This window comes from Streptococcus sp. CF7_Ac1-12, assembly GCF_024295905.1.
In the GTDB taxonomy this organism is placed as follows: domain Bacteria; phylum Bacillota; class Bacilli; order Lactobacillales; family Streptococcaceae; genus Streptococcus; species Streptococcus mitis_AP.
In genome coordinates, this window is sequence record NZ_JANCPG010000002.1 from 23,387 (window position 1) to 47,346 (window position 23,960).

General features: G+C 39.5%; 27 protein-coding genes, 1 pseudogene and 1 other annotated feature (1 of these 29 cut by a window edge). Of the genes and pseudogenes, 1 reads left to right on the forward strand and 27 read right to left on the reverse strand.

Annotated elements, in window-relative coordinates; all coding sequences use genetic code 11:
- Positions 1-49: 49 nt before the first annotated feature.
- The 23 genes from NMM17_RS01190 to NMM17_RS01300 form a co-directional block, all read right to left on the reverse strand.
- On the reverse strand, positions 50-1,045 hold the full coding sequence (locus NMM17_RS01190) for a PhoH family protein (protein WP_000658188.1): 996 nt from the start codon (positions 1,043-1,045) through the stop codon (positions 50-52).
- 84 nt (positions 1,046-1,129) lie between these two features.
- Positions 1,130-1,345 carry a YozE family protein gene (locus tag NMM17_RS01195; protein ID WP_001232084.1) on the reverse strand — a complete coding sequence of 72 codons (216 nt, stop codon included), beginning with the start codon at positions 1,343-1,345 and terminating at the stop codon, positions 1,130-1,132.
- 8 nt (positions 1,346-1,353) lie between these two features.
- Positions 1,354-2,208, reverse strand: coding sequence for an RNA-binding virulence regulatory protein CvfB (gene cvfB, locus NMM17_RS01200; protein ID WP_001095454.1), 855 nt, complete (start codon positions 2,206-2,208; stop codon positions 1,354-1,356).
- Between the two features lie 59 nt (positions 2,209-2,267).
- On the reverse strand, positions 2,268-2,825 hold the full coding sequence (gene frr / locus NMM17_RS01205) for a ribosome recycling factor (RefSeq protein WP_001262225.1): 558 nt from the start codon (positions 2,823-2,825) through the stop codon (positions 2,268-2,270).
- Between the two features lie 8 nt (positions 2,826-2,833).
- Positions 2,834-3,571 (reverse strand): UMP kinase, encoded by a 738-nt coding sequence (gene pyrH, locus NMM17_RS01210; protein ID WP_000002996.1) that lies wholly within the window; start codon positions 3,569-3,571, stop codon positions 2,834-2,836.
- An 83-nt stretch (positions 3,572-3,654) separates the two neighbouring features.
- Positions 3,655-4,989 (reverse strand): methylenetetrahydrofolate--tRNA-(uracil(54)-C(5))-methyltransferase (FADH(2)-oxidizing) TrmFO, encoded by a 1,335-nt coding sequence (gene trmFO / locus NMM17_RS01215; RefSeq protein WP_000083708.1) that lies wholly within the window; start codon positions 4,987-4,989, stop codon positions 3,655-3,657.
- A 192-nt stretch (positions 4,990-5,181) separates the two neighbouring features.
- Entirely contained in the window at positions 5,182-6,504 is a 1,323-nt protein-coding gene (locus NMM17_RS01220; RefSeq protein WP_153226512.1) for a nucleotidyltransferase, read from the reverse strand.
- Positions 6,504-7,067 carry an SLATT domain-containing protein gene (locus NMM17_RS01225; protein WP_153226511.1) on the reverse strand — a complete coding sequence of 188 codons (564 nt, stop codon included), beginning with the start codon at positions 7,065-7,067 and terminating at the stop codon, positions 6,504-6,506. The genes NMM17_RS01220 and NMM17_RS01225 overlap by 1 nt, the downstream gene beginning before the upstream one ends.
- 15 nt (positions 7,068-7,082) lie before the next feature.
- Positions 7,083-7,877: an abortive infection family protein gene (locus tag NMM17_RS01230; protein ID WP_000422393.1), complete on the reverse strand. Its 795-nt coding sequence runs from the start codon at positions 7,875-7,877 to the stop codon at positions 7,083-7,085.
- A 24-nt stretch (positions 7,878-7,901) separates the two neighbouring features.
- Positions 7,902-8,942 carry a DNA (cytosine-5-)-methyltransferase gene (dcm, locus tag NMM17_RS01235; protein ID WP_000734158.1) on the reverse strand — a complete coding sequence of 347 codons (1,041 nt, stop codon included), beginning with the start codon at positions 8,940-8,942 and terminating at the stop codon, positions 7,902-7,904.
- Positions 8,939-10,339, reverse strand: coding sequence for a DUF3883 domain-containing protein (locus tag NMM17_RS01240; RefSeq protein WP_000285316.1), 1,401 nt, complete (start codon positions 10,337-10,339; stop codon positions 8,939-8,941). The genes dcm and NMM17_RS01240 overlap by 4 nt, the downstream gene beginning before the upstream one ends.
- A 2-nt stretch (positions 10,340-10,341) precedes the next feature.
- The gene (locus NMM17_RS01245; RefSeq protein WP_000760484.1) at positions 10,342-11,397 is read right to left on the reverse strand and encodes a DNA cytosine methyltransferase; all 1,056 of its coding nucleotides are present in this window, start codon (positions 11,395-11,397) and stop codon (positions 10,342-10,344) included.
- A 217-nt stretch (positions 11,398-11,614) separates the two neighbouring features.
- Positions 11,615-12,484 carry a 16S rRNA (cytidine(1402)-2'-O)-methyltransferase gene (rsmI, locus tag NMM17_RS01250; protein ID WP_001166867.1) on the reverse strand — a complete coding sequence of 290 codons (870 nt, stop codon included), beginning with the start codon at positions 12,482-12,484 and terminating at the stop codon, positions 11,615-11,617.
- Positions 12,485-12,486: 2 nt separating this feature from the next.
- The gene (gene yabA / locus NMM17_RS01255) at positions 12,487-12,804 is read right to left on the reverse strand and encodes a DNA replication initiation control protein YabA (RefSeq protein ID WP_000358228.1); all 318 of its coding nucleotides are present in this window, start codon (positions 12,802-12,804) and stop codon (positions 12,487-12,489) included.
- A 38-nt stretch (positions 12,805-12,842) separates the two neighbouring features.
- Positions 12,843-13,733, reverse strand: a complete 891-nt coding sequence (locus NMM17_RS01260) for a DNA polymerase III subunit delta' (protein ID WP_000806736.1) — start codon at positions 13,731-13,733, stop codon at positions 12,843-12,845.
- A complete protein-coding gene (gene tmk / locus NMM17_RS01265) occupies positions 13,730-14,368 on the reverse strand; it encodes a dTMP kinase (RefSeq protein ID WP_000033394.1) in 639 nt (212 codons plus the stop codon). The genes NMM17_RS01260 and tmk overlap by 4 nt, the downstream gene beginning before the upstream one ends.
- A 113-nt stretch (positions 14,369-14,481) precedes the next feature.
- Positions 14,482-15,279 (reverse strand): pyrroline-5-carboxylate reductase, encoded by a 798-nt coding sequence (gene proC / locus NMM17_RS01270; protein ID WP_254753681.1) that lies wholly within the window; start codon positions 15,277-15,279, stop codon positions 14,482-14,484.
- A 3-nt stretch (positions 15,280-15,282) separates the two neighbouring features.
- Positions 15,283-16,545: a glutamate-5-semialdehyde dehydrogenase gene (locus NMM17_RS01275; protein WP_254753682.1), complete on the reverse strand. Its 1,263-nt coding sequence runs from the start codon at positions 16,543-16,545 to the stop codon at positions 15,283-15,285.
- Between the two features lie 9 nt (positions 16,546-16,554).
- Positions 16,555-17,664, reverse strand: coding sequence for a glutamate 5-kinase (gene proB / locus NMM17_RS01280; protein ID WP_254753683.1), 1,110 nt, complete (start codon positions 17,662-17,664; stop codon positions 16,555-16,557).
- Positions 17,665-17,764: 100 nt separating this feature from the next.
- Positions 17,765-19,660, reverse strand: coding sequence for an MBL fold metallo-hydrolase (locus NMM17_RS01285; protein ID WP_254753684.1), 1,896 nt, complete (start codon positions 19,658-19,660; stop codon positions 17,765-17,767).
- A 2-nt stretch (positions 19,661-19,662) separates the two neighbouring features.
- Positions 19,663-20,550: an RluA family pseudouridine synthase gene (locus NMM17_RS01290; protein WP_254753685.1), complete on the reverse strand. Its 888-nt coding sequence runs from the start codon at positions 20,548-20,550 to the stop codon at positions 19,663-19,665.
- Complete coding sequence (lspA, locus tag NMM17_RS01295; RefSeq protein WP_254753686.1) at positions 20,540-21,001, reverse strand: signal peptidase II; 462 nt, start codon at positions 20,999-21,001, stop codon at positions 20,540-20,542. Before lspA ends, NMM17_RS01290 begins: the two co-directional genes overlap by 11 nt.
- Positions 20,998-21,906, reverse strand: a complete 909-nt coding sequence (locus NMM17_RS01300) for a LysR family transcriptional regulator (RefSeq protein ID WP_254753687.1) — start codon at positions 21,904-21,906, stop codon at positions 20,998-21,000. Before NMM17_RS01300 ends, lspA begins: the two co-directional genes overlap by 4 nt.
- Here NMM17_RS01300 and NMM17_RS01305 point away from each other — a divergent pair.
- Positions 21,899-21,973 (forward strand): annotated as a pseudogene (locus NMM17_RS01305) (AraC family transcriptional regulator); the annotation flags it as partial. The gene NMM17_RS01300 and the pseudogene NMM17_RS01305 overlap by 8 nt on opposite strands.
- Positions 21,974-22,148: 175 nt before the next feature.
- On the opposite strand, the gene NMM17_RS01310 reads toward NMM17_RS01305, so the two are convergent.
- From NMM17_RS01310 to rplU, 4 genes are all read right to left on the reverse strand, one after another.
- Positions 22,149-22,559, reverse strand: a complete 411-nt coding sequence (locus NMM17_RS01310) for a DUF5301 domain-containing protein (RefSeq protein ID WP_254753688.1) — start codon at positions 22,557-22,559, stop codon at positions 22,149-22,151.
- 320 nt (positions 22,560-22,879) lie between these two features.
- Positions 22,880-23,173: a 50S ribosomal protein L27 gene (gene rpmA, locus NMM17_RS01315; protein ID WP_000916509.1), complete on the reverse strand. Its 294-nt coding sequence runs from the start codon at positions 23,171-23,173 to the stop codon at positions 22,880-22,882.
- A gap of 16 nt (positions 23,174-23,189) precedes the next feature.
- On the reverse strand, positions 23,190-23,534 hold the full coding sequence (locus tag NMM17_RS01320; RefSeq protein WP_000613699.1) for a ribosomal-processing cysteine protease Prp: 345 nt from the start codon (positions 23,532-23,534) through the stop codon (positions 23,190-23,192).
- Positions 23,535-23,549: 15 nt separating this feature from the next.
- Complete coding sequence (rplU, locus tag NMM17_RS01325) at positions 23,550-23,864, reverse strand: 50S ribosomal protein L21 (protein WP_000109141.1); 315 nt, start codon at positions 23,862-23,864, stop codon at positions 23,550-23,552.
- A 36-nt stretch (positions 23,865-23,900) separates the two neighbouring features.
- Positions 23,901-23,960, reverse strand: a sequence feature (ribosomal protein L21 leader region) (it continues 28 nt past the right edge of the window).

Sequence of the window (23,960 nt, forward strand, 5' to 3'; positions counted from 1 at the left end):
AATTATCAGATAAAAGAAAGAGCAATTCCACCTGAACTGCTCTTTTTTGCTATTCTGTTTCTTCTTGGACTTCTTCACTCTCTTCTTTTTTTACTGGAGCTGGTTCATAAGCTCGGATAATCTGAGCGACAACAGGATGGCGAACCACATCCTTAGCTGAAAAGTGAACAAAGTCAATCTGATGGATGTTCTTGAGTTTTTCTTGAGCATCAATCAAACCGGACTTGACGTTACGCGGAAGGTCAATCTGACTGATATCTCCATTGACAATCATCTTAGAATTAAAACCTAAACGAGTCAAAAACATCTTCATCTGCATGATGGTCGTATTTTGCGCCTCATCGAGAATGACAAAGGCATCATCCAAGGTCCGTCCACGCATGTAGGCAAGAGGTGCAATCTCGATAATTTCACGCTCCATGAGACGAGTCGTCTGGTCTTTTCCCAGAATCTGATACAAGGCATCATAAACAGGTCGAAGGTAAGGATCTACCTTCTCTTTAAGATCACCCGGAAGAAAACCTAGACTCTCGCCAGCTTCCACTGCCGGGCGTGTTAGGATAATCCGCTTAACCTGACCACGTTTAAGAGCTGTCACAGCCAAGGTCACTGCAAGGAAGGTCTTCCCTGTACCTGCTGGCCCAATTCCAAAGGTCACATCGTGCTGTTTGACACTATCCACATAAAGCTTTTGACCTAGAGTTTTGACACGAATAGGCTTCCCTGTATTGTCCTTGATAATTTCTTCTTCGTAAAGGGCGACAAATTTATCAATTTCATCGTTTTTGACCATGCTAATTGCAGTTACCACATCTGGCGTACCAACGGTCATCCCACGATTTACCAAGACCATCAAAGCCTGGATAACCTGACGGGCTTCCTCACAAGCAGACTCTTCTCCCAAAACCTGGACAATCTCCGTACGAGCATGAATCACCACATCAAGCTCTTCTTCCATCAAACGGAGATGGCGTTCATTGGAACCAAAAAGATGAAACAGGTCATCTGGATGACTCAGTTGAATGTCTATTGAATGTTCCTTCAAATAAAGAACCTCTCTAATCCTTTTATTTCTTTTTATTATAGCAAAGGGGGGGAGAAATTACTAGCCCAAACCCAGTGAATCATGCTAGTGTTCTAAATATTCTTGCCAGATGGCGTCAAAGTCTCCTAGGTTAAAAGAGAAACTGGCATGTTCTTCCAAAAAGCGACTCACCTCATCAAAATCATCTGTGTGTTTTGGGAAGGCTGACTCTTCAAAAGCGAGATCCGCCAAGATAGCTTTAGGACTGTTACTTTTAGGGTTGCGCTCGGTCATGAGCCAAGTGTAAAATGATTTTCTCATAAGTCACCCTAGATCAACTCTGTCCCAAACTGGTCTTGCTTAATTTTACCAGCCTTCATTAAACCACCAAGTGCTTTCTTGAACTGACCTTTAGAAATGCCAAAGGTTGCCTTGATGTCGTCTGGAGATGACTTATCATTTAAGGTCATGAAACCGCCATTGCTTTCCAAATAAGTCAAAATCATCTGAGCATCATTTTCCAACATCTCAAAAGAACGTGGTTTAAGGGAAAGGTTCAAGGTACGGTCCACTTCACGGAAACCAATAACGCGCGCATCTAATACTTGCCCCAAACGTGGCTCTGCGTAACGCTCGCTAGGATGGATAAAGCCAAGCATGTTATTTTCTGGCAGGTAGACAAAGGTCCCTGACAGCTTGAGGCGGTATACAATGGCTGGCCAGTTTTGGTTCTGCATGTTGTTGTAAGCAGGACGAGCCAGACGTTGGAAGTCTTCTTGATAAGCCAAGAGGCCCCAGATACGATCTTTCTTGTCCACTTCAAGACGGATGTAGAGTTGGTCGCCTTTCTTAGGCCAGAGTTCCTTGAACTCAGGGAGAATATCGAGTGACACAACGATTTCCTTGTCAGGAAGGCCTGTATCCACAAAGACACCCAAGTCTTTACGAACTTCCGTTACAGTTCCCCAACCAAATTGGTCCTGAGTGGCAGTCACTTCTAGAGTAGTCAAGCGGAGTTTTTGCTTCATATCCGTGTAGGCAAAACCTTTGACCGTATCCCCTACTGTATGCTGACCCTCTTCCTTAGCAAGAGCATAGGTTTGACCATCCTTTTGCACAAAGTAAAAACGGTCGTTTTCATCGATGATGAGTCCAACGATAAAACTTGCAAGATTTGTATTCATATTTCCTTCTTTCGAATAAAACTCAGCCAGCAATGCCAACTGAGTTTTTCTGTTTATTTTTAGACTTCCAAAAGTTCTTTTTCTTTATTGGCAGTCATGTCATCGATGTGTTTAACAGCATCGTCTGTTACTTTTTGAATGTCTTTTTCAAGAGTCTTCAATTCGTCTTCTGTGATTTCTTTTGCTTTTTCTTGTTTCTTAGCTTCGTCCATAGCATCGCGACGGATATTGCGGACAGCCACTTTAGCATTTTCGCCGACCTTCTTCACTTCTTTAGCAAGGTCACGACGAGTTTCTTCTGTAAGAGCTGGGATAACCAAGCGAATCACAGAACCATCGTTAGCTGGTGTGATACCAAGATCAGAAGCGTTCAAGGCACGTTCGATATCTTTCAATGAAGACTTATCAAATGGTGTTACCAATAAAACACGCGCTTCTGGAATCGTAATGGAAGCGATTTGGTTAAGAGGAGTTTCTACTCCATAGTATTCTACATGTACACGGTCCAGCAAACTTGCATTGGCACGACCTGCACGGATACCACCAAATTCACGAGCAAGTGATTGGTGAGACTGGGTCATTCTCTCTTTAGCTTTTTCAATAATTGCGTTAGCCATAATCTTTCTTATTCCTTTTCTTCGATATTGTTTGAAACTGTTGTTCCGATATTTTCACCAAATACGACACGTTTGATGTTGCCTGGTTGGTTCATGTTGAAGACAACCAAGTCAATGTCGTTATCCATTGAGAGGGTTGAAGCTGTTGAGTCCATGATACGAAGACCTTTATTGATAACGTCACGGTGGGTCAATTCTTCAAACTTAACGGCTGTCTTGTCTTTCTTAGGATCGGCATTGTAAACACCATCGACACCGTTTTTAGCCATAAGAATGGCATCTGCTTCGATTTCAGCTGCACGAAGAGCCGCTGTGGTATCTGTTGAGAAGTAAGGTGAACCAATTCCAGCACCAAAGATAACGATACGGCCTTTTTCAAGGTGACGAAGGGCACGTCCACGGACATAAGGCTCTGCCACTTGTTGCATGGCAATCGCTGTTTGTACACGCGTATCAACACCAACTTGTTGCAATGAATCGGCCATTACAAGAGCATTCATAACAGTCCCAAGCATTCCTGTGTAATCTGCCTGAACGCGATCCATTCCTGCTTCTGCAGCAGGTTCTCCACGCCAGAGATTTCCTCCACCAATAACAAGGGCAATTTCGATACCTAAGCTATGAACTTCTTGAATCTCTTTTGCGATTGTTTGAACTGTTTGGATATCAATCCCTACGCCACGTTCACCGGCAAGGGCTTCACCTGATAACTTGATTAAAATACGTTTATACTTGGGATTCGCCATTTTCACTCTCCTTTTTTTATCCTACCTATTTTATCACAATTTCTAAGATTTTTATAGTATCATGAGCAATTCTTTCAAAAAAATTAGACAGTTAAAAATTCCTCTAAATCGTTAAGGGCACGCTCTGCAATTTTTTCATAACGAGCCTTCTTATCACGGATACGCTCGCCTTCCAACTCCTTTATAATTCCGAAGTTGACATTCATTGGTTGGAAATGTTTGCTGTCCGCATGAGTGATGTAATGAGCTAGACTTCCAATCGCTGTTGTCTCTGGGAAGATTGCTTCACTTTCACCCTTAAAGAGTCGAGCCGCGTTAATCCCCGCAACTAAGCCTGATGCTGCTGATTCAACATAGCCTTCCACACCCGTCATCTGACCAGCAAAGAAGAGATTTGGTTGCTTCTTAGAACGATAGGTCTGTTCAAGAAGATTTGGTGAATCCATGTAAGAATTGCGGTGCATGACACCATAGCGAACAAACTCAGCATTTTCAAGACCTGGAATCATTTGGAAAACACGCTTTTGTTCTCCCCATTTGAGGTGGGTCTGGAAACCGACGATATTGTAGAGGCTACCAGCCGCATTGTCCTGACGAAGTTGGACAACCGCGTAAGGTGTTTTGAATTCGCCATCACGAGGTCCTGTGTAGTCGTCTGGATACTCAAGTCCGACTGGCTTCATCGGACCATAAAGCATGGTTTTAATGCCACGTTTGGCCATGACTTCGATAGGCATACATCCTTCAAAGTATTTTTCTTTTTCAAAAGAATTGAGCGGTGCTTCCTCCGCATTGACCAAGGCTTCATGAAAATCCATAAACTCTTGTTTAGTCATAGGGGCATTGAGGTAGGCCGCCTCTCCCTTGTCATAACGAGACTTGAGATAAACCTTGCTCATATCAATGGTGTTGACATCGATAATAGGCGCTGCCGCATCGTAGAAATAGAAACCATCGCCGTCATTAAGGGCATGAATCTTTTCAGCCAAAGCATCACTGGTCAAGGGACCAGTCGCCACAACTGTAATAACATCTGTCGGCAATTCTGTAATTTCATCACGAACCACTTCAATCAAGGGGTGGTTGGCAACTTTTTCGGTTACCATTTGGGAGAAACCATCGCGGTCAACCGCAAGGGCACCACCTGCAGGAACACGTGTAGCCTCAGCAGATTCCAAGATAACAGAACCCAAGCGACGCATTTCTTCCTTGAGGAGACCCACTGCATTTGTCAAAGCATCCCCACGAAGAGAATTGGAACAAACCAACTCTGCAAAATTGTCTGTTTTGTGCTGAGGTGTTGACTTGACACCACGCATTTCATAAAGTTTAACTGGAATACCACGTTCTGCGATTTGGTAGGCTGCTTCTGACCCTGCCAAACCAGCACCGATAACATTGATATAAGATTGAGACACGACACTAATACCTCTTTGGGTGGAACCTAAGTTCATATCAAAACAAGGCACTGGCTTGTTTAACACCCACAAATCTTTCTATTTTTTCTTCTACTAGTATAACAAAAAAAGGGAAGAAGGCAAACTTCCCTGTTTAGTCATTTTCTTGATGTAAAGAGATAGTGAGTATTCCAATTAAAAATCAATTATATGCTACTCTATAAAATCTCTTCCACGTAACGGATCGATAGGGACTGTTATTCTATCTCTTGCTATAACCGTATTATCTAAAACAGCATAACATTCAACATAGTGGTCTCCTTTAAACTGAGAATCTTCGTGATGTTTTATTTTACCTGAAAAAATAGCACCACGCTCACAATTTCTTCTAATCGCCTCAGCTCCAATATTTCTTACTTTCCAATAATATTTAACATCAGACAAAAGATTATCTGGAATATCTGATTTTATAATTTCAAAATCAAGAGATTTTCTATTTTTAATCTTAAATCTACTTTTTAAAAAGTCTGAAAGAAGTGCTTTTCGAAAACCATCTTGTGTAATTTCACACTCCAAAACAATATTATATTCGATATTAACATTAAACAATTCATCAATAAATTCTTCATTCGAAGCTCGATTTGTTGTAGAAGTGGATTGAGCGAATTTTCTACCAAATAGCTGTCTATAAACTTCAGTAAGTTTCTCTTCTGAAGCGTCTTCTATTTTCTTTAGAGCTTGCTTAGCTTTATTGACAAATTTTGCTCCATCATTATTATAAATCTTTTGATTACTACCTAAAGCATACCAATACTCTCTATTTTTATCTTGGTTTGAAAAGTATTCAAAAATATCTTTCAAGAGAATATTGTAATCAGAGTAATATATTTCAGAAATACCTTTATCATCAATTAAATCAGATATCAAAGTATCTATCAACAACCCCTTAAATGAAAAGCCCATATGATTTTTCCATTGTCGTATGAGCCTTGTTAAGTTAGAAAAATGATTATTAAAATTCGAATTTAAAGATTTAGATTTTTCAATTTCAGGCTTTGGTTTAGTAGTTTTCCAAGAGCCTCCGTTACGAGAATCAGGATATTTAAAATTACCATCAGATTGTTCGAAAGCTGGAACTAACTCAATTTTTCCACCATCCGAAAAATCAATAACAACGACCTGTCCGTCTCCTTTTATTTTTGTATTTGGGTATCTTTTTAGTAATTCGTTTTTTATTTCCTGTAGAAGTGCTGATTGACCATTACCCTCATAAGAATCAAATCGTCTATACACTTCTGAGGGTAGTGAAAAAATATAATCAAAATCACTAACATTTCGAACAGCCGTCGTTCTCCCCACACTACCAACAATCAAACCATTGTCAATTTCTTCATCTTCAAGCTCATCTAAGGAATAGTATTTTCGATTAAGTCGTTTCGTAATCTCTTTTAATCTATTCTTCCATTTTTCCCATTCCTCGTCCGTCATGGGGAGTTCGTCTTCGCAAAATTCTTTAAAATCATTAGATAAAGACATTACTCTTCCTCCTTAATTTCCATCAATTCTTTTGGAATAAAGTATCTATAATCTTCCTCATAATCATTATCTTTTCTCGATTTTATTAGTTTTGAAGCCTTGGATACATTTTTGGGAGAAGCATTAGAAAGTTGACTATAAGTAGCATCTCTTCGAAATTTTAATTCTTCGAAAGATTCTTGGATTTCACTTGATGGTTTTCCATTGTAAACCACCTCAGATAAAAGAATTTCAGCTAACACTTTAAGATTCCAAAGCTCATCAACAGATTTCCTCTCCAAAGCTAGTCGTTCCTCAAAGTTAAACTCCTTGGTGATGCTAAAAATTATTGTAGTGACTAATGATAAAAATGCTGTAACAAGCTTTATCCAATATTCATCAAACCAAAGTATTCCAACTAAGCCAGAAGAGACAACTCCAGAAATGATTATTATTGCTATTCTAAACCATCGAATATAGCTTTCTAACTCGTCCATTCTAACCGCATGAATTTTATGAGTCCAACCTACATTTACTATAAATTTTTTAAGTTGAAAGTGTAATTTTTCTTGATTTTTCGACATTAAACCTCCTCCTTACTATTTTTGCTTATCTTGGTATGTTTCCCAAACAAATGACACTACCGTTAATGCAGATCCTACAACAACTGAAGCATACCTTGGTGGCAATTCTATAAAGTTAGCTCCCTTACCATGACCATCACCTTTATCATTTCTAAGACTGTTAATACCCTTGATAATTTGATTCAAACTACTTAGAACTAGCTTTACATCTTGATTATTTTTTGCTGAAATATTTTCATTAGAATCCAAGTTTAAAAATTTAAAGACTTTCTTTTGCAAAGTTGCAATATCATTAGAATTAGAATACTCAATTTTTTCATGTTCTAAAATATGTTTAAAACATGATTCCAACAATTCCTTAGCTTTTCCAATAGCGTCCGCTGGAGAGCGAGAAATCATTTCATTCATAATCCCCATTTGCTTATCTATATAGTCGCTATCAAAATAGTCAGATAAAGATTCAGCAACATTATTTAAGTAGGCCATTTGTGAGACTTCATACTTCGAAAGTCTCTCTTTCAATTTCAATGCCTGAGAGTTCCTCTCTTCAGTTTTCTCGTAATATGAGTCAGGAAGGTCTTCATAATATCTAAGTAAATCTAAAGCTAATTTTAAAACCAGTTCATCTGGTTCGTTATCTACAAAAGCCTGTAAAGCTTTCCCTTTTGAACCTCCATATTTCTCTTGAATATTTACTCCTACTGAATTAAAAGTAAAATTAGCAAAAGTAGAGTTAGAAAAATTTAATACATAACCGTCACTATTAAAAAATACTTTTATAAAACTCTTATCTTGAAAATTTAATTCCATATCAAGTTCCCTAGATTTAAAACATCAACTCGCTTCAAACAAATCCAGTTGACCAAAACTTTCTTCGAGTTTCTGTTGCTTTGCAATTACATCACTATTTCGTAAATCTGACACTAACTTTTCAGCAATATACCACATCATTACTGGTGGAATAGCATTCCCCAGCATTCTATATTGAGCACCTTCTGAACCAAGCAATTCATAGTTTTCTGGAAACGACTGAATACGTGCAACCTCTCTTGGAGTATAGCGACGGTAACGTCCATTTTCTAACAAAACAGGGTCAGTGCTATTTAAGGATACTTTTGCTAAATGAGAACTAACCGTATTACTCGGCTGTTCAATGTCTTGTGCTCGTCCTTTATTCATTTTTTTGCCAGATTTACTATTTAGCATTCCTTGCACAGCCCTCTCGCTAAAATAATACTTTTCATCAATATCTTGCTGAAGAATTACTTTTAGTGGTGTATAATCTTCTACATTTTGAATAGGCTCTTCAGGAAATTCAAAAGTAAAATTCAAATCCTTTCGAATACCAACAATAAACACTCGCTCTCTCTTTTGCGGAACGCCGTATTTGGTGGCTACGCAAAGTTTATAAGAAACATTATAACCAGCTTTTTCGAACTCTTCAATAATTAGAGGAAAGGCTTCTTTATTGTTTGCAGACAAAATTCCCTTAACATTTTCGGCAAAAAATGCTTTTGGTTGATGAGCTTTTAACACTCGCACCATCTCAAAAAACAATGTCCCTTTTTCGTCTTTTATTCCTAAGCGTTTCGGATTTTGAGCACTAACAGAAAATGATTGACAAGGAAAACCTCCCGTTAAAATATCGAAAGATGGGATTTCATCTGATTTTATTTCTCGGATATTTCGATTGTCTGGAGTAACACCAAAATTCTTTTCAAACATTTTATTGGCACTGTCTTCAATATCATTTGCATAGACAATCTCAATTTGATTATCGGCATAATGTTTACCTAAAAAATCAAATCCACCAGCAAAACCAATATCCGTTCCACCTCCTCCACTAAAAAGAGAGGCAATTTTTAGTTTCTTCAAATTAAATTCTCCTCAAAGCCAACTGACGATGAAAAACGGACATCATATCCATCTTTTCTCTCAATCAGAAGCATCTTCTCATTTTTGACTAACTCATACAAATTCTTGATAATAAACAATTTTTTGCTATGTTTAGAAATCTGCAAACGATAAATATAGTATCTATCACGCACAGATTTAGCAGTTCGCCATTCGTTCGGTGTGATATGAAACGAATTAAAAGTAATAGAAGCATTGCTGACAGTTGTTTTGACTTCAATATACTTTCTCAGCTCAGAATCATCACACTCAAAAGATTGAACATCGTAGCCGACACCAAACTGTGTTGGAATAAAATTCACCAGATGGAGCAACTGTTCTTGCCCATGTTCTCGTAATTTTTGTTTTTCATGATTGATAACAATAGCTTCTCCCGAACTCCCTACAACAGCGGTAGAGATTTTCTCGCTGTATTCGATGTGTTCAGTTAGATGTCCGATAATATCTGTTTTCTCTTCAGTAAAATCAATATCACTTGGAAGGTAGAGATTAAAGTTTGTCCTAAAATCAATATCTCCTAAATCACGATTGACATATTCGAACCAAGCACTTCTAAAATTTCGAACATCTTCAATTGTTGTAGAAGCATTTCCAATAAATTGAGCATAGCCATCAAAGGTAGCATCTGATTGCAAAAAGTCATTTATTGCTTGCTCTTCCATAGAATTTATTTTATACCTACCACCTTGAACAGTTAGTAAACTCGCTATAACCATGTAATCTAAAATATCTTTGGCATATCGAATAACATCTCCTTTAGTATCGTAAGCTACTTTAGACGCTCTATTCTCTTTGATACGATTCCATATTTCCAAAACAGGCTCTCTATCACGAGTACATCTCAAATCATTAAAGATACAATGGGCGACTTCTTCATCGGTGAGGTAAATAGTTTTTTCTTCAGCTTGTGAGGCTTCTGTAAATAGTTCCAGTAGATACTGAGCTGGCTTAAATTGAACTCCGATTTGACAAAGTTTAACAATCTCGTTATCTTTTAGATGCCCACCAGGATATTCAAAATTATACAAAAAGGTTTTAAAAAAGCGAATAAGGTCTTGGTCTTCAGTCAATTCCTTAGCCCTATTTCCTGAATAGACAAAGCCCTCTTTCTCAATCATCATTCCAAACAAAGAAGAAATCTCTGTTCGCCAGTTATTGATTGTTTTCTCTGTTTTATCTGCATTTCCTGCATATTGTTTGATAATGTCATTTAGTTGCTGACTAAATTCCTTTTTAGGCAATATTCCCAAATAAGAAATATTCGTTGCCATATAAACAAGTACATTTTCGACATCATTTTTAAAACGAGGTCTTGGGTGATGTAGTCTAAAATAATATTTCTCTGGAACTTGATACATAGTTATTCTTCGTTATTTTTTAAATATTTCAGTAAATTGTTTGCAATCTGCTGAGCCATTAAAGGAGGAACAGCATTACCAACTTGTCTAAATTGCTGTGTTTTACTTCCGTAAAAGATAAAATCATCTGGAAAAGATTGTAGACGAGCAGATTCCCTCACTGTTGGCACACGATTATACTTATAGTGGAAATGATGTCTATGCCCCGTATCAATCGTAGGAGCTGGCTTCCAACTAGCAAATCGTGTCCAAGCGACATTAAATTTTCTTGTTTCTCGTAATTCCTCTGGGAGATTTTTATAATTTCCACCGTCAGGGACAAGGGCAATTGTACTTATCACTTTTTCTGAATGCTTGGCTGCAACGTGGTTCAAAACCACGTTTGAACGTTTTCGCATTAGTTTTTGATAGTCATTTTGTGGTTCTGAAACATAAGACATTTCTATCTCGCCAAGTTCATTTTCTAATGTTGGTAAATCAGAAATTGCCATCTCTGTTGTAATGATTGTTCCCAATGCTTCAGGATATTCAAATCCATCATTCCTCGTCCCCACAAAAATAACACGTTTTCTATTTTGAGGAACTCCATAGTCAGAGGCCAGCAACACTTTAAACTGAACCTTATAACCCATTTTCGAAAATTCTTCTATGATAGTATCTTTTATTTGCCCTTTAAACAAACTAACAATCCCAATCACATTTTCAATGACAAAAGCAGTTGGCTTTATTTCTCGAACCAATCGAATATAAGACAAATAAAGTTTGTTCCTTGGATCATCAAATTTTCTAGGTCCAGAAAGCGACATCCCCTGACAAGGGGGACCACCTACAATTATGTCAATTTTTTGTTCTCCAATTATTGGTTTTATATCTTCCTCATAAGATATATTCGCAATATCTCCACATAATATTTCTGAATTCTGATGATTTTTTTGAAAGGTTTCTAAGGCTTTTTCGTCATTATCAATTCCTAATAGAACATTAAATCCAGCCATCTCGAATCCATAAGATAGACCACCTGCTCCTGAAAATAAATCTACAATGTTATATTTTTTCAACTGATAAACTCCACACTATTTTCTCATATATAATTATACCATACTGCGTACTTAAAAATAATTCTAATAGAGTACATTATATATATTCAACGTAAACTGAATGAACATTGTTTTTATTTATTCACTACTCAATCAATTCTATGATTTAGACTCCGAATATTATCATCACTAATTAAGTTAAACAGAAACAGACAGAATTATTAAATCCTGTCTCCCTTTATTGTTGTTCTTCCCAGTCATGGTAGGCTGCGTAAAGCTGGCTCTTATTCCACTGGTAAAACTTAGCTACTTCCTTGATAGCTTGATTTTTCTTCATGCCTTGCTGGATACGAGTTTGGATTTCTAAGAACAAGTCTTCCTCGTCTTTTTCTTCTACATCCTGACTGGCACCTTCAACGATGAGAAGGCATTCTCCCTTAAGTGGCGTTTCAGCGATGCTTTCCAGCAATTCAGAAATTGTACCTCTTTGGTATTCTTCATAGATTTTGGTCAATTCTCTAACCAAGACCACCGAGCGGTCGCCATAAACTGCTAGCATATTTTCTAACGTATCTGCCACACGATGGGGCGATTCATAGAAAATCTGAGTTTCTGGATAGTCTTTTTTCGAGTCGAAAAATTGCTTTTGCTGGCCTGATTTTCTCGGTAAAAAGCCGTAAAAGATATGTGGCTGTGGCGCTAAACCACTGGCGATCAAGGCAGAAATTCCTGCAGAGGCACCTGGAACAGTCACAACCGCAATTTCTTCCTCAATGGCTGCCTTAACCAAATCATGACCAGGGTCTGAGATGCTAGGCAGACCCGCGTCGGATACCTGAGCAATGCTTTGTCCTGCTTTCAGGAAACCAATCAAATCAGGAATTTTTTCCTTGGCATTGTGCTCATGAAAACTAATCTGCTTAGTAGAAATGTCAAAATGCTTGAGCAGAAGCCCTGTATTGCGCGTGTCCTCAGCCGCAATCCAGTCCACTTCTTTCAAGGTTTGGATGGCTCGAAAGGTCATATCATCTAGATTGCCAATCGGCGTTGCCACTAGGTACAGCTTGCCATAGGGAGACTGCCCCTTAAAACTTTTTTGAATCTGCATGCCTACTCCCTGTATAACAACTCGTCACAGAACATACATTCCTCGTCCTGCTCTCGACGTTGTCCATAAAAATCATTACATACGTGAAATCCATCACGGTAAATGCGACGGACACTTTCGCGAACATGTTTGGCCTTGACAGGAGCATCTGCTTCCACCTCACCCAAGCGTTCGCGCAACTTACTATTTTCCAAGCGAAGAGCTGTATTTTCCTCTACCAGGCTCTTGAGATTTTTCTTGATGGCTTCCACATCGGCTAAGGTTACCAATAACTGTTGAGAAAAATCATCCAGCGCGTCAAATAATTCTTTTTTGTCCATAAAACAGCCCTTTCCTTTCTTTATCGTTCATTTTGAGTTTACATTTCTTTCAAGACCAGATATTCCATGGCATTTTGAAAGCTGACATTAGCTTGCCACATTTTTCTAGCTTCTAGCAAATCTTGTAGAATCACTCTTACTCTTGCTTGTAGGATATCTTGCCCACAGAGGACTTCAAGAATCCGTAAAACCTGATCTTGTTTTTCCTTATCATCTGCCAAGCTAGCTAGTTTGGCAACTTGCAAATAACTTTCCTTTTTCTTAGCCACTAACCAAGTCAGCAGGCGTTCACTTTCATCAACCAAGGTCCAAAAACTTGCCTGATTGGCTAACTTTTCTGCTTCAGCTCGCGATTGACTAAACTGGGCTAAAAGAGTTGCTTTTTTCTTGATCAGACCTGCTTGTTCTAATTGATGGATGAGTTTTTCTTCTTGCTTTTTAAAGTGGAAAATCTGGGTTCGACTGCGGATTGTCGGTAAAATCTTTTCCTCATCACTGGTCAAGAAGAAAATGTAAATCTCACTCTGGGGTTCTTCGATGACCTTGAGCAGAGAATTGGCTGCGTTGGGATGCATTTTCTCAGCTTGCTCGATAATAAAGACCTGCTGCTGGCTTTCAATCCCTGCTTGAGAAAACTGCCCCACCAATTCTCGAATCCGTTCTGTCTTAATGACCTGATTGACTGGCTTAATCAAGGTGACATCGGGAAATTCTCCCTGTGCAATCAGCTTACAATTTCGGCATTTCTCACATGGTAAAACACCTACTTTATCTGTACAAAAGAGGCTCTTAGCTAAAAATTGCGCCATTTCCAAGCTTCCAAAGAAACCTGAAAAGAGGTAGGCATGATTGAGCTGGTCTTGTTCTAGGATACGGACAAAGCGGTCAAACTGATCTGGCTGCCAGGACTTTAGTTGATCTTGTTTCATTTGGCCAAGCCCATTCTATCAAACAAGACAGCCTTGGTAGTTTCCACAACCTGCTCCAAAGGGAGACTCGCATCAATCTTGACAATGCGATTTCCTTCTTTATCCAGAATAGAAAGGTAGCCTTGACGAACTTTTTTATGCAAGTCCAACCCTTCCAAGTCCAAACGATTGACCTCACGATTGCTATTAGCAGCGATACGAGCCAGTCCTTCTTCCACCTCGATGTCAAAATAGAGGGTCAAATCAGGTTTGAGGCCATCTGTCGCAAACTGATTGAGCCAATCAATGGCGTCAATATCCAAGCCACGACCAAATCCTTGATAGGCAACGGAACTATCGATGAAACGATCCATAACGACCAACTTGCCAGCTTCAAGGGCTGGAAGAACCTTTTCCACCAAATGCTGTCTGCGACTGGCAATATAGAGAAGGAGCTCTGTTTTAGAATCCATCTGAGTATGACTTGGATCCAAAATCACTTGACGAATCTTCTCCCCAATCAAGACTCCACCAGGTTCACGAGTCGTCAGCACCTCTACTCCTTTTTTCTCTAAAATTGGAAGCAGAGCCTCTAAAACACTGGTCTTTCCTGCTCCCTCCGGTCCCTCAAGAGAGACTAAAAATCCTTTTGACATGTCTAACTCATTTCTTTTTTACTACTTCTATTCTATCAAAAAAATAGGTGTTTGTGACAATCTTTTTTTCTTCTCATTTCAACCACCATAAAAGAGGTAGACAAATCCACCTCTTATTTACCAAGTTTTTTAGTTCGTTTGTAGGCTTTAGTGACTGCATCCATGACCGTTCCTCGAAAAGCATGCGCTTCTAGGCTGGCTACACCAGCGATAGTCGAACCACCTGGGCTACAAACTTGGTCTTTCAAAACCCCAGGATGCTCTTGGCTTTCTAAGACCAATTGCCCAGCTCCTACCACGGTTTGAGCTGCCATTTTCAATGCCGTTTCTCGTGGCAATCCCGTCTGAACACCTGCATCTGACAAGGCTTCGATAAAGAGATAGACAAAGGCTGGTCCACAACCTGCAAGACCTGTCGCTGCATCGATTAATCCTTCCCCAAGTTCAACCAAGAGACCAGCCTTGGCTAAAAGCTGACAAAAGAGGTCACTGTCCTCAGCCCTACAATTAGGAGACAAGGCATAACTAATCACTCCTTGACCAATAGAAGCAGGGGTATTTGGCATCATACGAATAATTCGGTGTTGGCTTGGGATAAGACTTGCTAGTTTTTCTAAAGTCAATCCAGCTGCCATGGAAATCAAAAGAAGACTTGCTCTTTTTTCAAGGATAGTCTGGTATTGAGAAAGCAGTTCAGAAAACTGAGCAGGCTTAACTCCTAGAAAAATCACATCTGCTTCTGCGAATATTTCTTCATTGCTGGAAGCCTGACCACCGAAGTTGGCGATGAAATCATCTACCTTGGCTTGGCTACGATTGGCAAGGAGAATCTGAGCACCCGTCTTGGCCTGCAAAACAGCCTTGGCCAAGCTAGCACCCATATTCCCCAAACCGATAAATCCAATCTTCATCTCTTACTCCCTTATCTGTCCGTCACCCGTAACCACATACTTGTAGCTAGTCAACTCTTTCAAGCCCATTGGACCACGCGCGTGTAGTTTCTGAGTAGAAATTCCCATCTCACATCCAAGACCAAATTGTCCCCCATCTGTGAAACGAGTTGAGGCATTGACATAAACCGCTGCAGAGTCCACTTGATCTGTAAAGTAAGCCGCAGCTCCAGCATTTTCCGTCACAATGGCATCCGAATGATGGGTACTGTGGGCTTCAATATGCGCGACCGCTTCTTCTAAACTGCTCACAACCTTAACTGCTAGGACATAGTCTAAAAATTCAGTGTCAAAGTCTTGGGCCTCAGCTGCTTGACCTGAAACAAACTGACTTGCTTTCTCATCCAAGCGGAATTGAATCGGTTCCAGTCCAGCTTCTTTTCTATCTGTAATCAAAACTTGCTCCAAGCGAGGAAGGAAATCTTCTGCCTTGGCTTCATGAACAAGTAGAACCTCCATAGCATTGCAGACAGAAGGACGACTGGTTTTAGCATTGTTGATGATAGACAGGGCCTTGTCTTCATCGGCATCCTTATCGACATAAACATGGACAATCCCAGTTCCTGTCTCGATAACAGGTACAATCGCATTTTCGACCACCGCATTAATCAAGCCAGCTCCTCCACGAGGAATAAGAAGGTCTAGATAGCCCTTTGCCTTCATCATGGCGTAGCTACTTTCACGGCTAGTATCTTCCACTAGTTGAATCACATCTGGGTGAATAGTCGTTGTCTCCAAGCCCTTCTTTAAGGCTGTGACAATGGCATGGGCTGTTTGATAGGCATCCTTCCCACTACGAAGAACAACCGCATTCCCACTCTTGATAGCCAGAGCAGCCGCGTCAGACGTCACATTTGGACGACTTTCATAGATAATACCGATAACACCCATAGCCACACGTTTTTTGGTGATCACTAAGCCATTTTCAAGCTGACTTGTTTCTAAAACTTCACCGATTGGATCTGGTAAAGCAACCACTTCACGAATCCCAGTTGCCATCGCTTCTATGCGCCCTGCATCCAAATAAAGACGATCTAGCATCACATCTGAGATTTTCCCCTTAGCCGCTTCCATATCGAGGGCATTTGCTGCTAAAATCTCCTCAGTAGCAGCCACTAAGTGATTAGCCATGGCTAGCAAGGCTTGGTTTTTCACCTCTTCACTAGCTGTATTGATCGATTTTTTAACAGTCTGTACCTGTTCAAATTGTTCTTGTGTACTTACCATAGTTTACCTCTAAAATTCTGTAAAGAGTAGTTGGATTTCAGGAGTAATGGAAATCCAGTCGTCACGATGAATCAAGACTCCCTTGGCTTTTTGAGAACGCAACATATCCTCCAAAGCAGATGCTCCAAATTGTACGCGTCCTTTTCCAAGCGATTTTCCACTTTCCTTGTCAAATACTGTCACGATATCACCGTATGAAAAGGCTCCTTCTGCTTCAACAATACCAGATAAAAGGAGACTCTTACCATGTTGAGAGAGAGCTTCTGCAGCCCCTTTATCAACCCAAATAGAACCTTGGCTCTGAGCATAAAAGGCCAGCCATTGTTTCTGGGTACGAAGTCCCTTCTCTTGAGCAACAAAGTAGGAACCATCCTTGGTCTCCTCAGCTGCCTCAATCATGGCATCTGACTTCAAGGATGAGCAGATATAAACAGGAACTCCTGATTCCGTCGCGATAGTTGCAGCTTTGATTTTTGTAAGCATACCCCCAGTTCCGTTTGAAGAACCAGCACCACCAGCCATATCAATAATCTCACGATTGATAGTCTCGATTTTCTCCAAGCGTTTGGCTGTTGGATCTGAATTAGGATTTCCTGTATATAGACCGTCTACGTCTGTCAAGAGAACTAAAAGGTCTGCTTGGACCATGGCTGCTACCTGAGCACTTAGAGTATCATTGTCCCCAACCTTGAGCTCATCAATAACGACACTGTCATTCTCATTGATGATAGGAATCGCGCCACGGCTAAGTAGAACTGACAAAGCCTGATGGGCATTCTTATAACGACGCTTATCCACAAAATCATCCTGGGTCAGCAAGATTTGTGCAGAAACGATTTGACGCAAGAGAAGATTGGTCGTGTATTCTTCCAACAAAAGGCCTTGCCCTACCGCTGCTGAAGCCTGTTTATCAGCAATCTTAGTCGGACGCTTTTTAAATCCTAAGGCCCCAAAACCTGCCGCAATGGCACCTGACGATACCAAAATCAATTCATGACCAGCCTCGTGCAACATAGCCAACTGCTGAGTAATAGCCTTTACCTTACTACGTGATAAACTTCCATCCTCATTCGTCAGAGAAGAAGTCCCCACCTTAAAGACAATCCGTTTGTATTTCATAGTCTCACTCCGATTCTTCATATTTATCCATTATAACATGAATGGCAGGAAATAGAAAAGAGTTGATAGGAAAAAGAAGGCCCTAAAACCTTCTTTTCTACTACTGTTCTGATTCCGATTTGTTTGCAGTCGTTTCAGATTTTTTTGAAGTTGATGATGTCAAATCTTGACTAGTTGAAGAACTTTCAACACTTTCATGTTGACTCGTTTCTTTATTTTCAAGATCCTTTTTCACTACTTCTTTGGATTCTTTTATTTCTGAATTACTTGTAGTTCTAATTGTAGCAGATTTCTCTACCGGAACATCCACTAACCAGGCACCACTTGAATCAACAGTATAGCCTTCTGGTGTCTTACCGTTCACAAGCAATTGACCATTTTCTTTCAAGAAGTACCATTTATCCTTGTCCTTGATCCAACCCACAGCTCGTGAACCGTCTTCCTTGTAGAAATACCAATCATTTGCCTTTTTAAGCCAGCCTTGCTTCATAGCTCCTGAATCTTCCAGATAATAATGTTGACCTGCAACTTCTATCTCACCTGTCTTCATGATACCAGTAGAATCCATATAGTACCAGGTTTCTTTATCTTTTACCCAGCCCGTTTTCATTTCCCCTGATTGAGCAAAGTAATACCATTGCCCCTTATATTGAAGCCAACCTGTCTTCATAGAGCCATCAACATCCAAATAATACCACTGTTCTTTATCTTGAATCCAACCAGTTTCCATCTGGTTTTCTTTGTTAAAATAATACCAGATTCCAGCGATTTTCTTCCAATTTTTTGCAGCGGCACCAGAGTCTGTCAAATAAAACCAACGATTGTTCCATTTTTTCCACTGATTATATAACAGGATTCCCCTTTGATTAAAATAGTACCATTCACCTTCGATTTCATTCCAACCGACAGCATACTCTCCTGTAGAATCAGGTGCTTGATACCACCAGTTTCCATAAGCACTCTTATGCCAGCCAGCTTGAAAACTTGGAATCGGCTTGTAGGATGTTGAAATGTTTACTAAACCGTCTTGTCGAATATCAAAAACTGTCGCATCATAGTCTTTGCTGGCTGCGTTTATATGTTGAATTCCCATTGATTCAAGCCAGCTAATATATTCCCTATTTATTTCTTGACCGCTATCATACGAACCAATTGGTGAGGAGGAAGTTTGAACAATTATCTCAGGAGACAAATTTCTTATAAAATTTTTTGTATTAGAATTTTTTGTATCTAAATGATGGTTAAACTTCATCAAATCAACTTTTCCAATGAGAGAACCGTACTTGTCTTCTGCTCCATGAACATTATCTAAGTCGCCCCCAAGATAAATTTTCTTGCCATTGACTTTTACCACACTAATCAAGGAATTGGAATTATCATCCCAAACAGGTTTAAGATTTCCATTCTCATCATATTCATTTTCATAATTATAGAGCTGAATATCCATGTCCCCAAACTGAAAATGAGCATCTCCTTGTGTGATGTTTTGAATCACTGAAACACCTTTTTCTGTGGCAGTCTGTAAAACCTTATCATAGCCATACAGATTATCCCAAAGACGTTCAGGCTTAGTAATACGATTATCACTATATTTCTTAAGATAGACTCGGTCAACTGGATAGGTAGACAGTAATTCATCAACATTTCCAATATGGTCACTGTGGGTATGGGTTACCAAAATAAAATCAAGTTTTTGGACACCCAATTCCTTCAAACGACGAAAGACACGGTCTGTTAGAACATGCTTATAAGTTGTATTGATACCCTGTCTCCATGGATAACGAGAATCACTTCCATCTGGGAAATCATAATCTTCTCCTGTATCCACCATGGCAAAATGTCCATTGCTTTCAAGAATAATCGCATCACTGCCACCTTCATGAACATTAATAAAGTGAATTTTATTTCCTGAACTTTCTTGAGCTTGAACATTTCCATACCATGACAAGCCTAAAAAAGCGCCCACAAGTGCTAAACTAGTTAATTTCTTTTTCATTCTTACTTCCTCAATCTCTCCAAAGTTTCCTTAAAAATATCTGGGATATCTGCTGTAAATTCCAAGGTCTCACCTGTTCTCGGATGGGTAAATCCTAGCGTCTTGGCATGAAGAAATTGTCCATGTCCTTTCAAAGTCTTGCGAGGACCATAGACTTCATCCCCAGCGACTGGATGGCCAATATAAGCCATGTGAACACGGATTTGATGAGTGCGCCCTGTCTCCAGTTGCAACTCCACTAAGCTATAATCGCCAAAGCGTTCCAAGACGTGGAAACGGGTAACTGCAGTTTTTCCTTTCGCAGTCACAGCCTGTTTCTTACGGTCTTTTTCACTACGACCAATCGGGGCTTCAATCACACCGCGATCATTGGGTAGATTTCCATGAACAATCGCCCAATATTTACGAAGAGACTTTTTATCTTTCAGTTCTTGGGCAAGTGCTAGATGCGCCTCATCGTTTTTAGCAATCATGAGAAGGCCTGACGTATCCTTATCAATACGGTGAACAATTCCTGGACGCAGAACCCCATTGATACCCGACAAGTCCTTAATATGATACATGAGGGCATTTACTAGGGTCCCACTGGTATGACCAGCACTCGGATGCACAACCATCCCCTGAGGTTTGTTAACGACAGCCACATCCTCATCTTGGTAGACGATTTCTAGCGGAATATCCTCAGCTACATACTCTAATACCTCTGGTTCTGGCACATGGTAAGTGACGACATCGCCCTCTTGGACCGTGTACTTAGCTTTCTTGACTTGACCATTGACCAAGACCTGGCCTGATTTGATTTGTTCATTCGCGAGACTGCGTGATAATTCTGTCAAATCCGACAAAGCCTTATCTAAACGCAGGCCACCAGTTTCAATTTTAATTTCCATTTATTTCCTCTTTTAACATTGCAATCAATAAAATAATCACTCCAACAGTCAGATAGCTATCTGCCACATTGAAAATTGCAAAATTGATAAAGTCCACATGAAACATATCCACAACAAAGCCCTGACTGATTCTGTCAATAAAGTTTCCAAGACCTCCAGCGATGATTAAGGTTAAGCCAATCACCATCCAGATTGAGTCCTCCATGTGTTTATGTAGATACCAGATGGCACCTACCACGACAACCAGAGTAATGACAGCAAATAACAACTGCTGATCTTGTAAGATAGAAAAGGCTGCCCCTCGATTTTGCAGGTAGGTCAAGCTAACGAAATTGGGAATCCAAGAGCGCACTTCACCCAGTGGAATCTGCTGGACGATATAGGATTTTACCAACTGATCCAGCCCAATCAAAAGCAGTACAATGACTGCCACTATTCCTCTTTTTTTCATGATTTCCTCTTTTGATTAAAATATTCTTGCATGACTTCTACGAAGAGAGTCCCAGCTTGACTGAGTTCCACTTCCTCACGTTTGACATAAACCATGCGGTTATCTAAATTATCCTTGAGACGAATAACTGTAATGCCATTGACACTGTCACTATCTAAAAATCCAGACCCTGTCGCATAAGCGTCCGTCCGCTCTAAAATACCATTCAAGGTAGCGCGGTCTGTCACATTAAACATCTGTGAGCTAGCACTAGTATCGACAAAATTCTCCGAATAATAAAGGTACTCGTCTTTCTCTTGGGTAAAACGAACTGTTGGTAGATCCGCTAAATCCTCCATGATCAATTCCTCTTTCTGAGCTAAAGGATGCCCCTCGCGAAGATAAATGTGGGTATGGAATGGAATCAATTCAATGACCTCCAGGCCTAACTTTTCAACCCGTTGCATAATCCCCTTTTTATTTTGATTGTTGAGGTAGATAATCCCAATCTCACTATGTCCCTGAGCTACTTCATCTAAAATTTGAACAGTAGTTGATTCAAAGATTCGGAAATTCTTATAGTCAGGATAGCGCTCTGAAAAGGCCGTAATGGTTGGTGGCAAAAAGTCATAGTGCTGACTAGCAATGGAAAATTCATCCTTTTCTTCTTCATGATTGGCATACTGATTTTGAAAAATATCAAATCCTTTAACCAATTCTTGCGCTTTTTCATAGAATTCCATACCACGACGAGTCAAGAAAGTCCCTGAGCTAGTCCGACGGAAAATCTTAAATCCCAATTCTTTTTCCAAATCACGAACAGAAATGGACAGACTCGGCTGACTAACATACATCTTTTCAGCAGCTTCACGGAAAGTACCGCTATTGGCAATAGCCACAACATAGCGTAATTGTTGAATGTTCATCTTCTACCCCCAACTTCTTTATCTTTTCATTATACCATATTTTAGAAGTTTTCCAAAAAGGAAAAAAGTCAGGAAACTTTCAAACCTAAACGAATACTATGACATCCCAATCCAAGAATTAGAATAACGTCTTTTTTCACTCCTCATCTGATTTCAAGCAAATAAAAACAGCAAATCTTCTTGATTTACCATTTATAATATGATACAAGAAAAGCCTCTAACATTTTCTTTTTCCCTATAAATCAACTAGAAAAAGTCTCTTCAATCCTATTAGCTATATCTGGATTTACTTCCCAGATACCAGCATAAGGTTGCTCAATATACTGCCTTTTCTTCTTAGTATATAGATAGACTACACTATCCTTTTCTTCATTCTGATGATAAAACTTGATAATGATGTAATCTTTAACATTTATCGGTTGATCATTTAAACTTTCTAAAGTTGTGGATTTTGACTGTTTCTGTATCTCCTCAATCAATTTTGAAATTTCTTCTCTCTTGTTGATAGTTTTAATATCTTCAGAGGTTTTTTTCTGCAGAGAAATAACAGAAATACTTTCAGGTTCAGGAAGAATAAGTTTTTTCTTACTGCCACAAGCAGATAGAACAAGAAAAGAGATTGAACAGACTATTATGGTGATAAGCTTTTTCATACAGGTTCAAATCCTTTCCATATTCCTGCTTTCCTACTTAGATACAGTTATAATATCAAACCTTAGTAATTTTTAGAATATCTTATTCTCTTATAAATTTCATGACTCTAAAAGCTCTACATTCAACTATTTTTTCATTATAAAATAGAGTAACCGACAAGTTCGCTTCGCACATTGGTTTTTAAAATATGGGTATCAGCGTGGGTATCAAAACAAAAAAATAGGCTCTCCGAAAACTCGGAAAGCCTTAGTTTATGCTACTTCTAGCTTCCTCGCCTTTACATTTCAAGGCTCGGGATAAAAAGGTTCACTGGACCTTTTTATTTAGCGATTGGGTAAACAGAAACTTGTTTTTTATCGCGTCCTTTACGTTCAAAGCGTACTACGCCTTCAACTTTAGCGAACAAAGTATCGTCTCCACCACGTCCAACGTTTACACCTGGGTAGATGTGTGTACCACGTTGACGGTAAAGGATTGATCCACCTGTTACAGTTTGTCCGTCAGCTGCTTTAGCTCCAAGACGTTTTGCTTGTGAATCACGTCCGTTTGATGTAGAACCTCCACCTTTTTTGTGGGCGAAAAGTTGCAAGTTGTTAAGAGTCATTTTTAACATAATGTTTTCCTCCGTGTTAGTTTTCTGTGATAACTCTGGTTTGGACGAACTCTGAAGAGTTCTCCGATAAGTTTGCCATACCTAAGAAAAATGATTCAAAGAACAACTGGGTCATTTCTCTCTGGTGTGAAGGAAGATCTTTTGGAATTTCAACCATCAGATAGCCACCTTCATCTTCGTTTAATTCTAGGATTGGTTCATAGCCTGCAAATTTCTCAATAGAATTGATAAAGTTAATGGCAAGCGTAGAAACCGATGCACACACGACATCTAAGCCGTATTCGCCACTCTCGGCGTGTCCAGTAATTTCCGCACTCCTCAGCTCGCCATCTTCGGCTCTCTCAAAGACTGCTTGTATCATGTGTTCTCCTTAAAATTAAGCGTTGATTGCGTTGATGACAACTTTAGTATATGGTTGACGGTGACCTTGTTTACGGTGGCTACCTTTTTTAGGTTTGTACTTGTAAGTAACAACTTTCTTTTGTTTTCCTTGTTTTTCAACAGTTCCAACTACAGTAGCTCCAGCAACAAGTGGAGTTCCGACAACAGTGTTTTCACCACCAACAAGAACAACTTCGTTAAAAGTAACTTCTTGACCAGCTTCCACGTTCAATTTTTCAACGTAAACTGCTTGACCAACTTCAACTTTAACTTGTTTTCCGCCAGTTTTGATAATTGCGTATGTGCTCATTATGCACCTCCTATGATTTTTATGGGTTTCCCCGAATTTTTTGTGAAGACTCGCCTAGCATCGTGGGACGAACCACTTAAACTTGAATAATCAAGC

What these genes read in the sequence shown, in the direction of transcription:
- NMM17_RS01195 (WP_001232084.1), bottom strand. Translation starts at nt 1,345, where the DNA reads ATGAGAAAATCATTTTACACTTGGCTCATGACCGAGCGCAACCCTAAA.
- cvfB (WP_001095454.1), bottom strand. Translation starts at nt 2,208, where the DNA reads ATGAATACAAATCTTGCAAGTTTTATCGTTGGACTCATCATCGATGAA.
- frr (WP_001262225.1), bottom strand. Translation starts at nt 2,825, where the DNA reads ATGGCTAACGCAATTATTGAAAAAGCTAAAGAGAGAATGACCCAGTCT.
- pyrH (WP_000002996.1), bottom strand. Translation starts at nt 3,571, where the DNA reads ATGGCGAATCCCAAGTATAAACGTATTTTAATCAAGTTATCAGGTGAA.
- NMM17_RS01220 (WP_153226512.1), bottom strand. Translation starts at nt 6,504, where the DNA reads ATGTCTTTATCTAATGATTTTAAAGAATTTTGCGAAGACGAACTCCCC.
- NMM17_RS01225 (WP_153226511.1), bottom strand. Translation starts at nt 7,067, where the DNA reads ATGTCGAAAAATCAAGAAAAATTACACTTTCAACTTAAAAAATTTATA.
- NMM17_RS01230 (WP_000422393.1), bottom strand. Translation starts at nt 7,877, where the DNA reads ATGGAATTAAATTTTCAAGATAAGAGTTTTATAAAAGTATTTTTTAAT.
- NMM17_RS01240 (WP_000285316.1), bottom strand. Translation starts at nt 10,339, where the DNA reads ATGTATCAAGTTCCAGAGAAATATTATTTTAGACTACATCACCCAAGA.
- rsmI (WP_001166867.1), bottom strand. Translation starts at nt 12,484, where the DNA reads ATGCAGATTCAAAAAAGTTTTAAGGGGCAGTCTCCCTATGGCAAGCTG.
- yabA (WP_000358228.1), bottom strand. Translation starts at nt 12,804, where the DNA reads ATGGACAAAAAAGAATTATTTGACGCGCTGGATGATTTTTCTCAACAG.
- NMM17_RS01260 (WP_000806736.1), bottom strand. Translation starts at nt 13,733, where the DNA reads ATGAAACAAGATCAACTAAAGTCCTGGCAGCCAGATCAGTTTGACCGC.
- tmk (WP_000033394.1), bottom strand. Translation starts at nt 14,368, where the DNA reads ATGTCAAAAGGATTTTTAGTCTCTCTTGAGGGACCGGAGGGAGCAGGA.
- proC (WP_254753681.1), bottom strand. Translation starts at nt 15,279, where the DNA reads ATGAAGATTGGATTTATCGGTTTGGGGAATATGGGTGCTAGCTTGGCC.
- NMM17_RS01275 (WP_254753682.1), bottom strand. Translation starts at nt 16,545, where the DNA reads ATGGTAAGTACACAAGAACAATTTGAACAGGTACAGACTGTTAAAAAA.
- proB (WP_254753683.1), bottom strand. Translation starts at nt 17,664, where the DNA reads ATGAAATACAAACGGATTGTCTTTAAGGTGGGGACTTCTTCTCTGACG.
- NMM17_RS01285 (WP_254753684.1), bottom strand. Translation starts at nt 19,660, where the DNA reads ATGAAAAAGAAATTAACTAGTTTAGCACTTGTGGGCGCTTTTTTAGGC.
- NMM17_RS01290 (WP_254753685.1), bottom strand. Translation starts at nt 20,550, where the DNA reads ATGGAAATTAAAATTGAAACTGGTGGCCTGCGTTTAGATAAGGCTTTG.
- lspA (WP_254753686.1), bottom strand. Translation starts at nt 21,001, where the DNA reads ATGAAAAAAAGAGGAATAGTGGCAGTCATTGTACTGCTTTTGATTGGG.
- NMM17_RS01300 (WP_254753687.1), bottom strand. Translation starts at nt 21,906, where the DNA reads ATGAACATTCAACAATTACGCTATGTTGTGGCTATTGCCAATAGCGGT.
- NMM17_RS01310 (WP_254753688.1), bottom strand. Translation starts at nt 22,559, where the DNA reads ATGAAAAAGCTTATCACCATAATAGTCTGTTCAATCTCTTTTCTTGTT.
- rpmA (WP_000916509.1), bottom strand. Translation starts at nt 23,173, where the DNA reads ATGTTAAAAATGACTCTTAACAACTTGCAACTTTTCGCCCACAAAAAA.
- NMM17_RS01320 (WP_000613699.1), bottom strand. Translation starts at nt 23,534, where the DNA reads ATGATACAAGCAGTCTTTGAGAGAGCCGAAGATGGCGAGCTGAGGAGT.
- rplU (WP_000109141.1), bottom strand. Translation starts at nt 23,864, where the DNA reads ATGAGCACATACGCAATTATCAAAACTGGCGGAAAACAAGTTAAAGTT.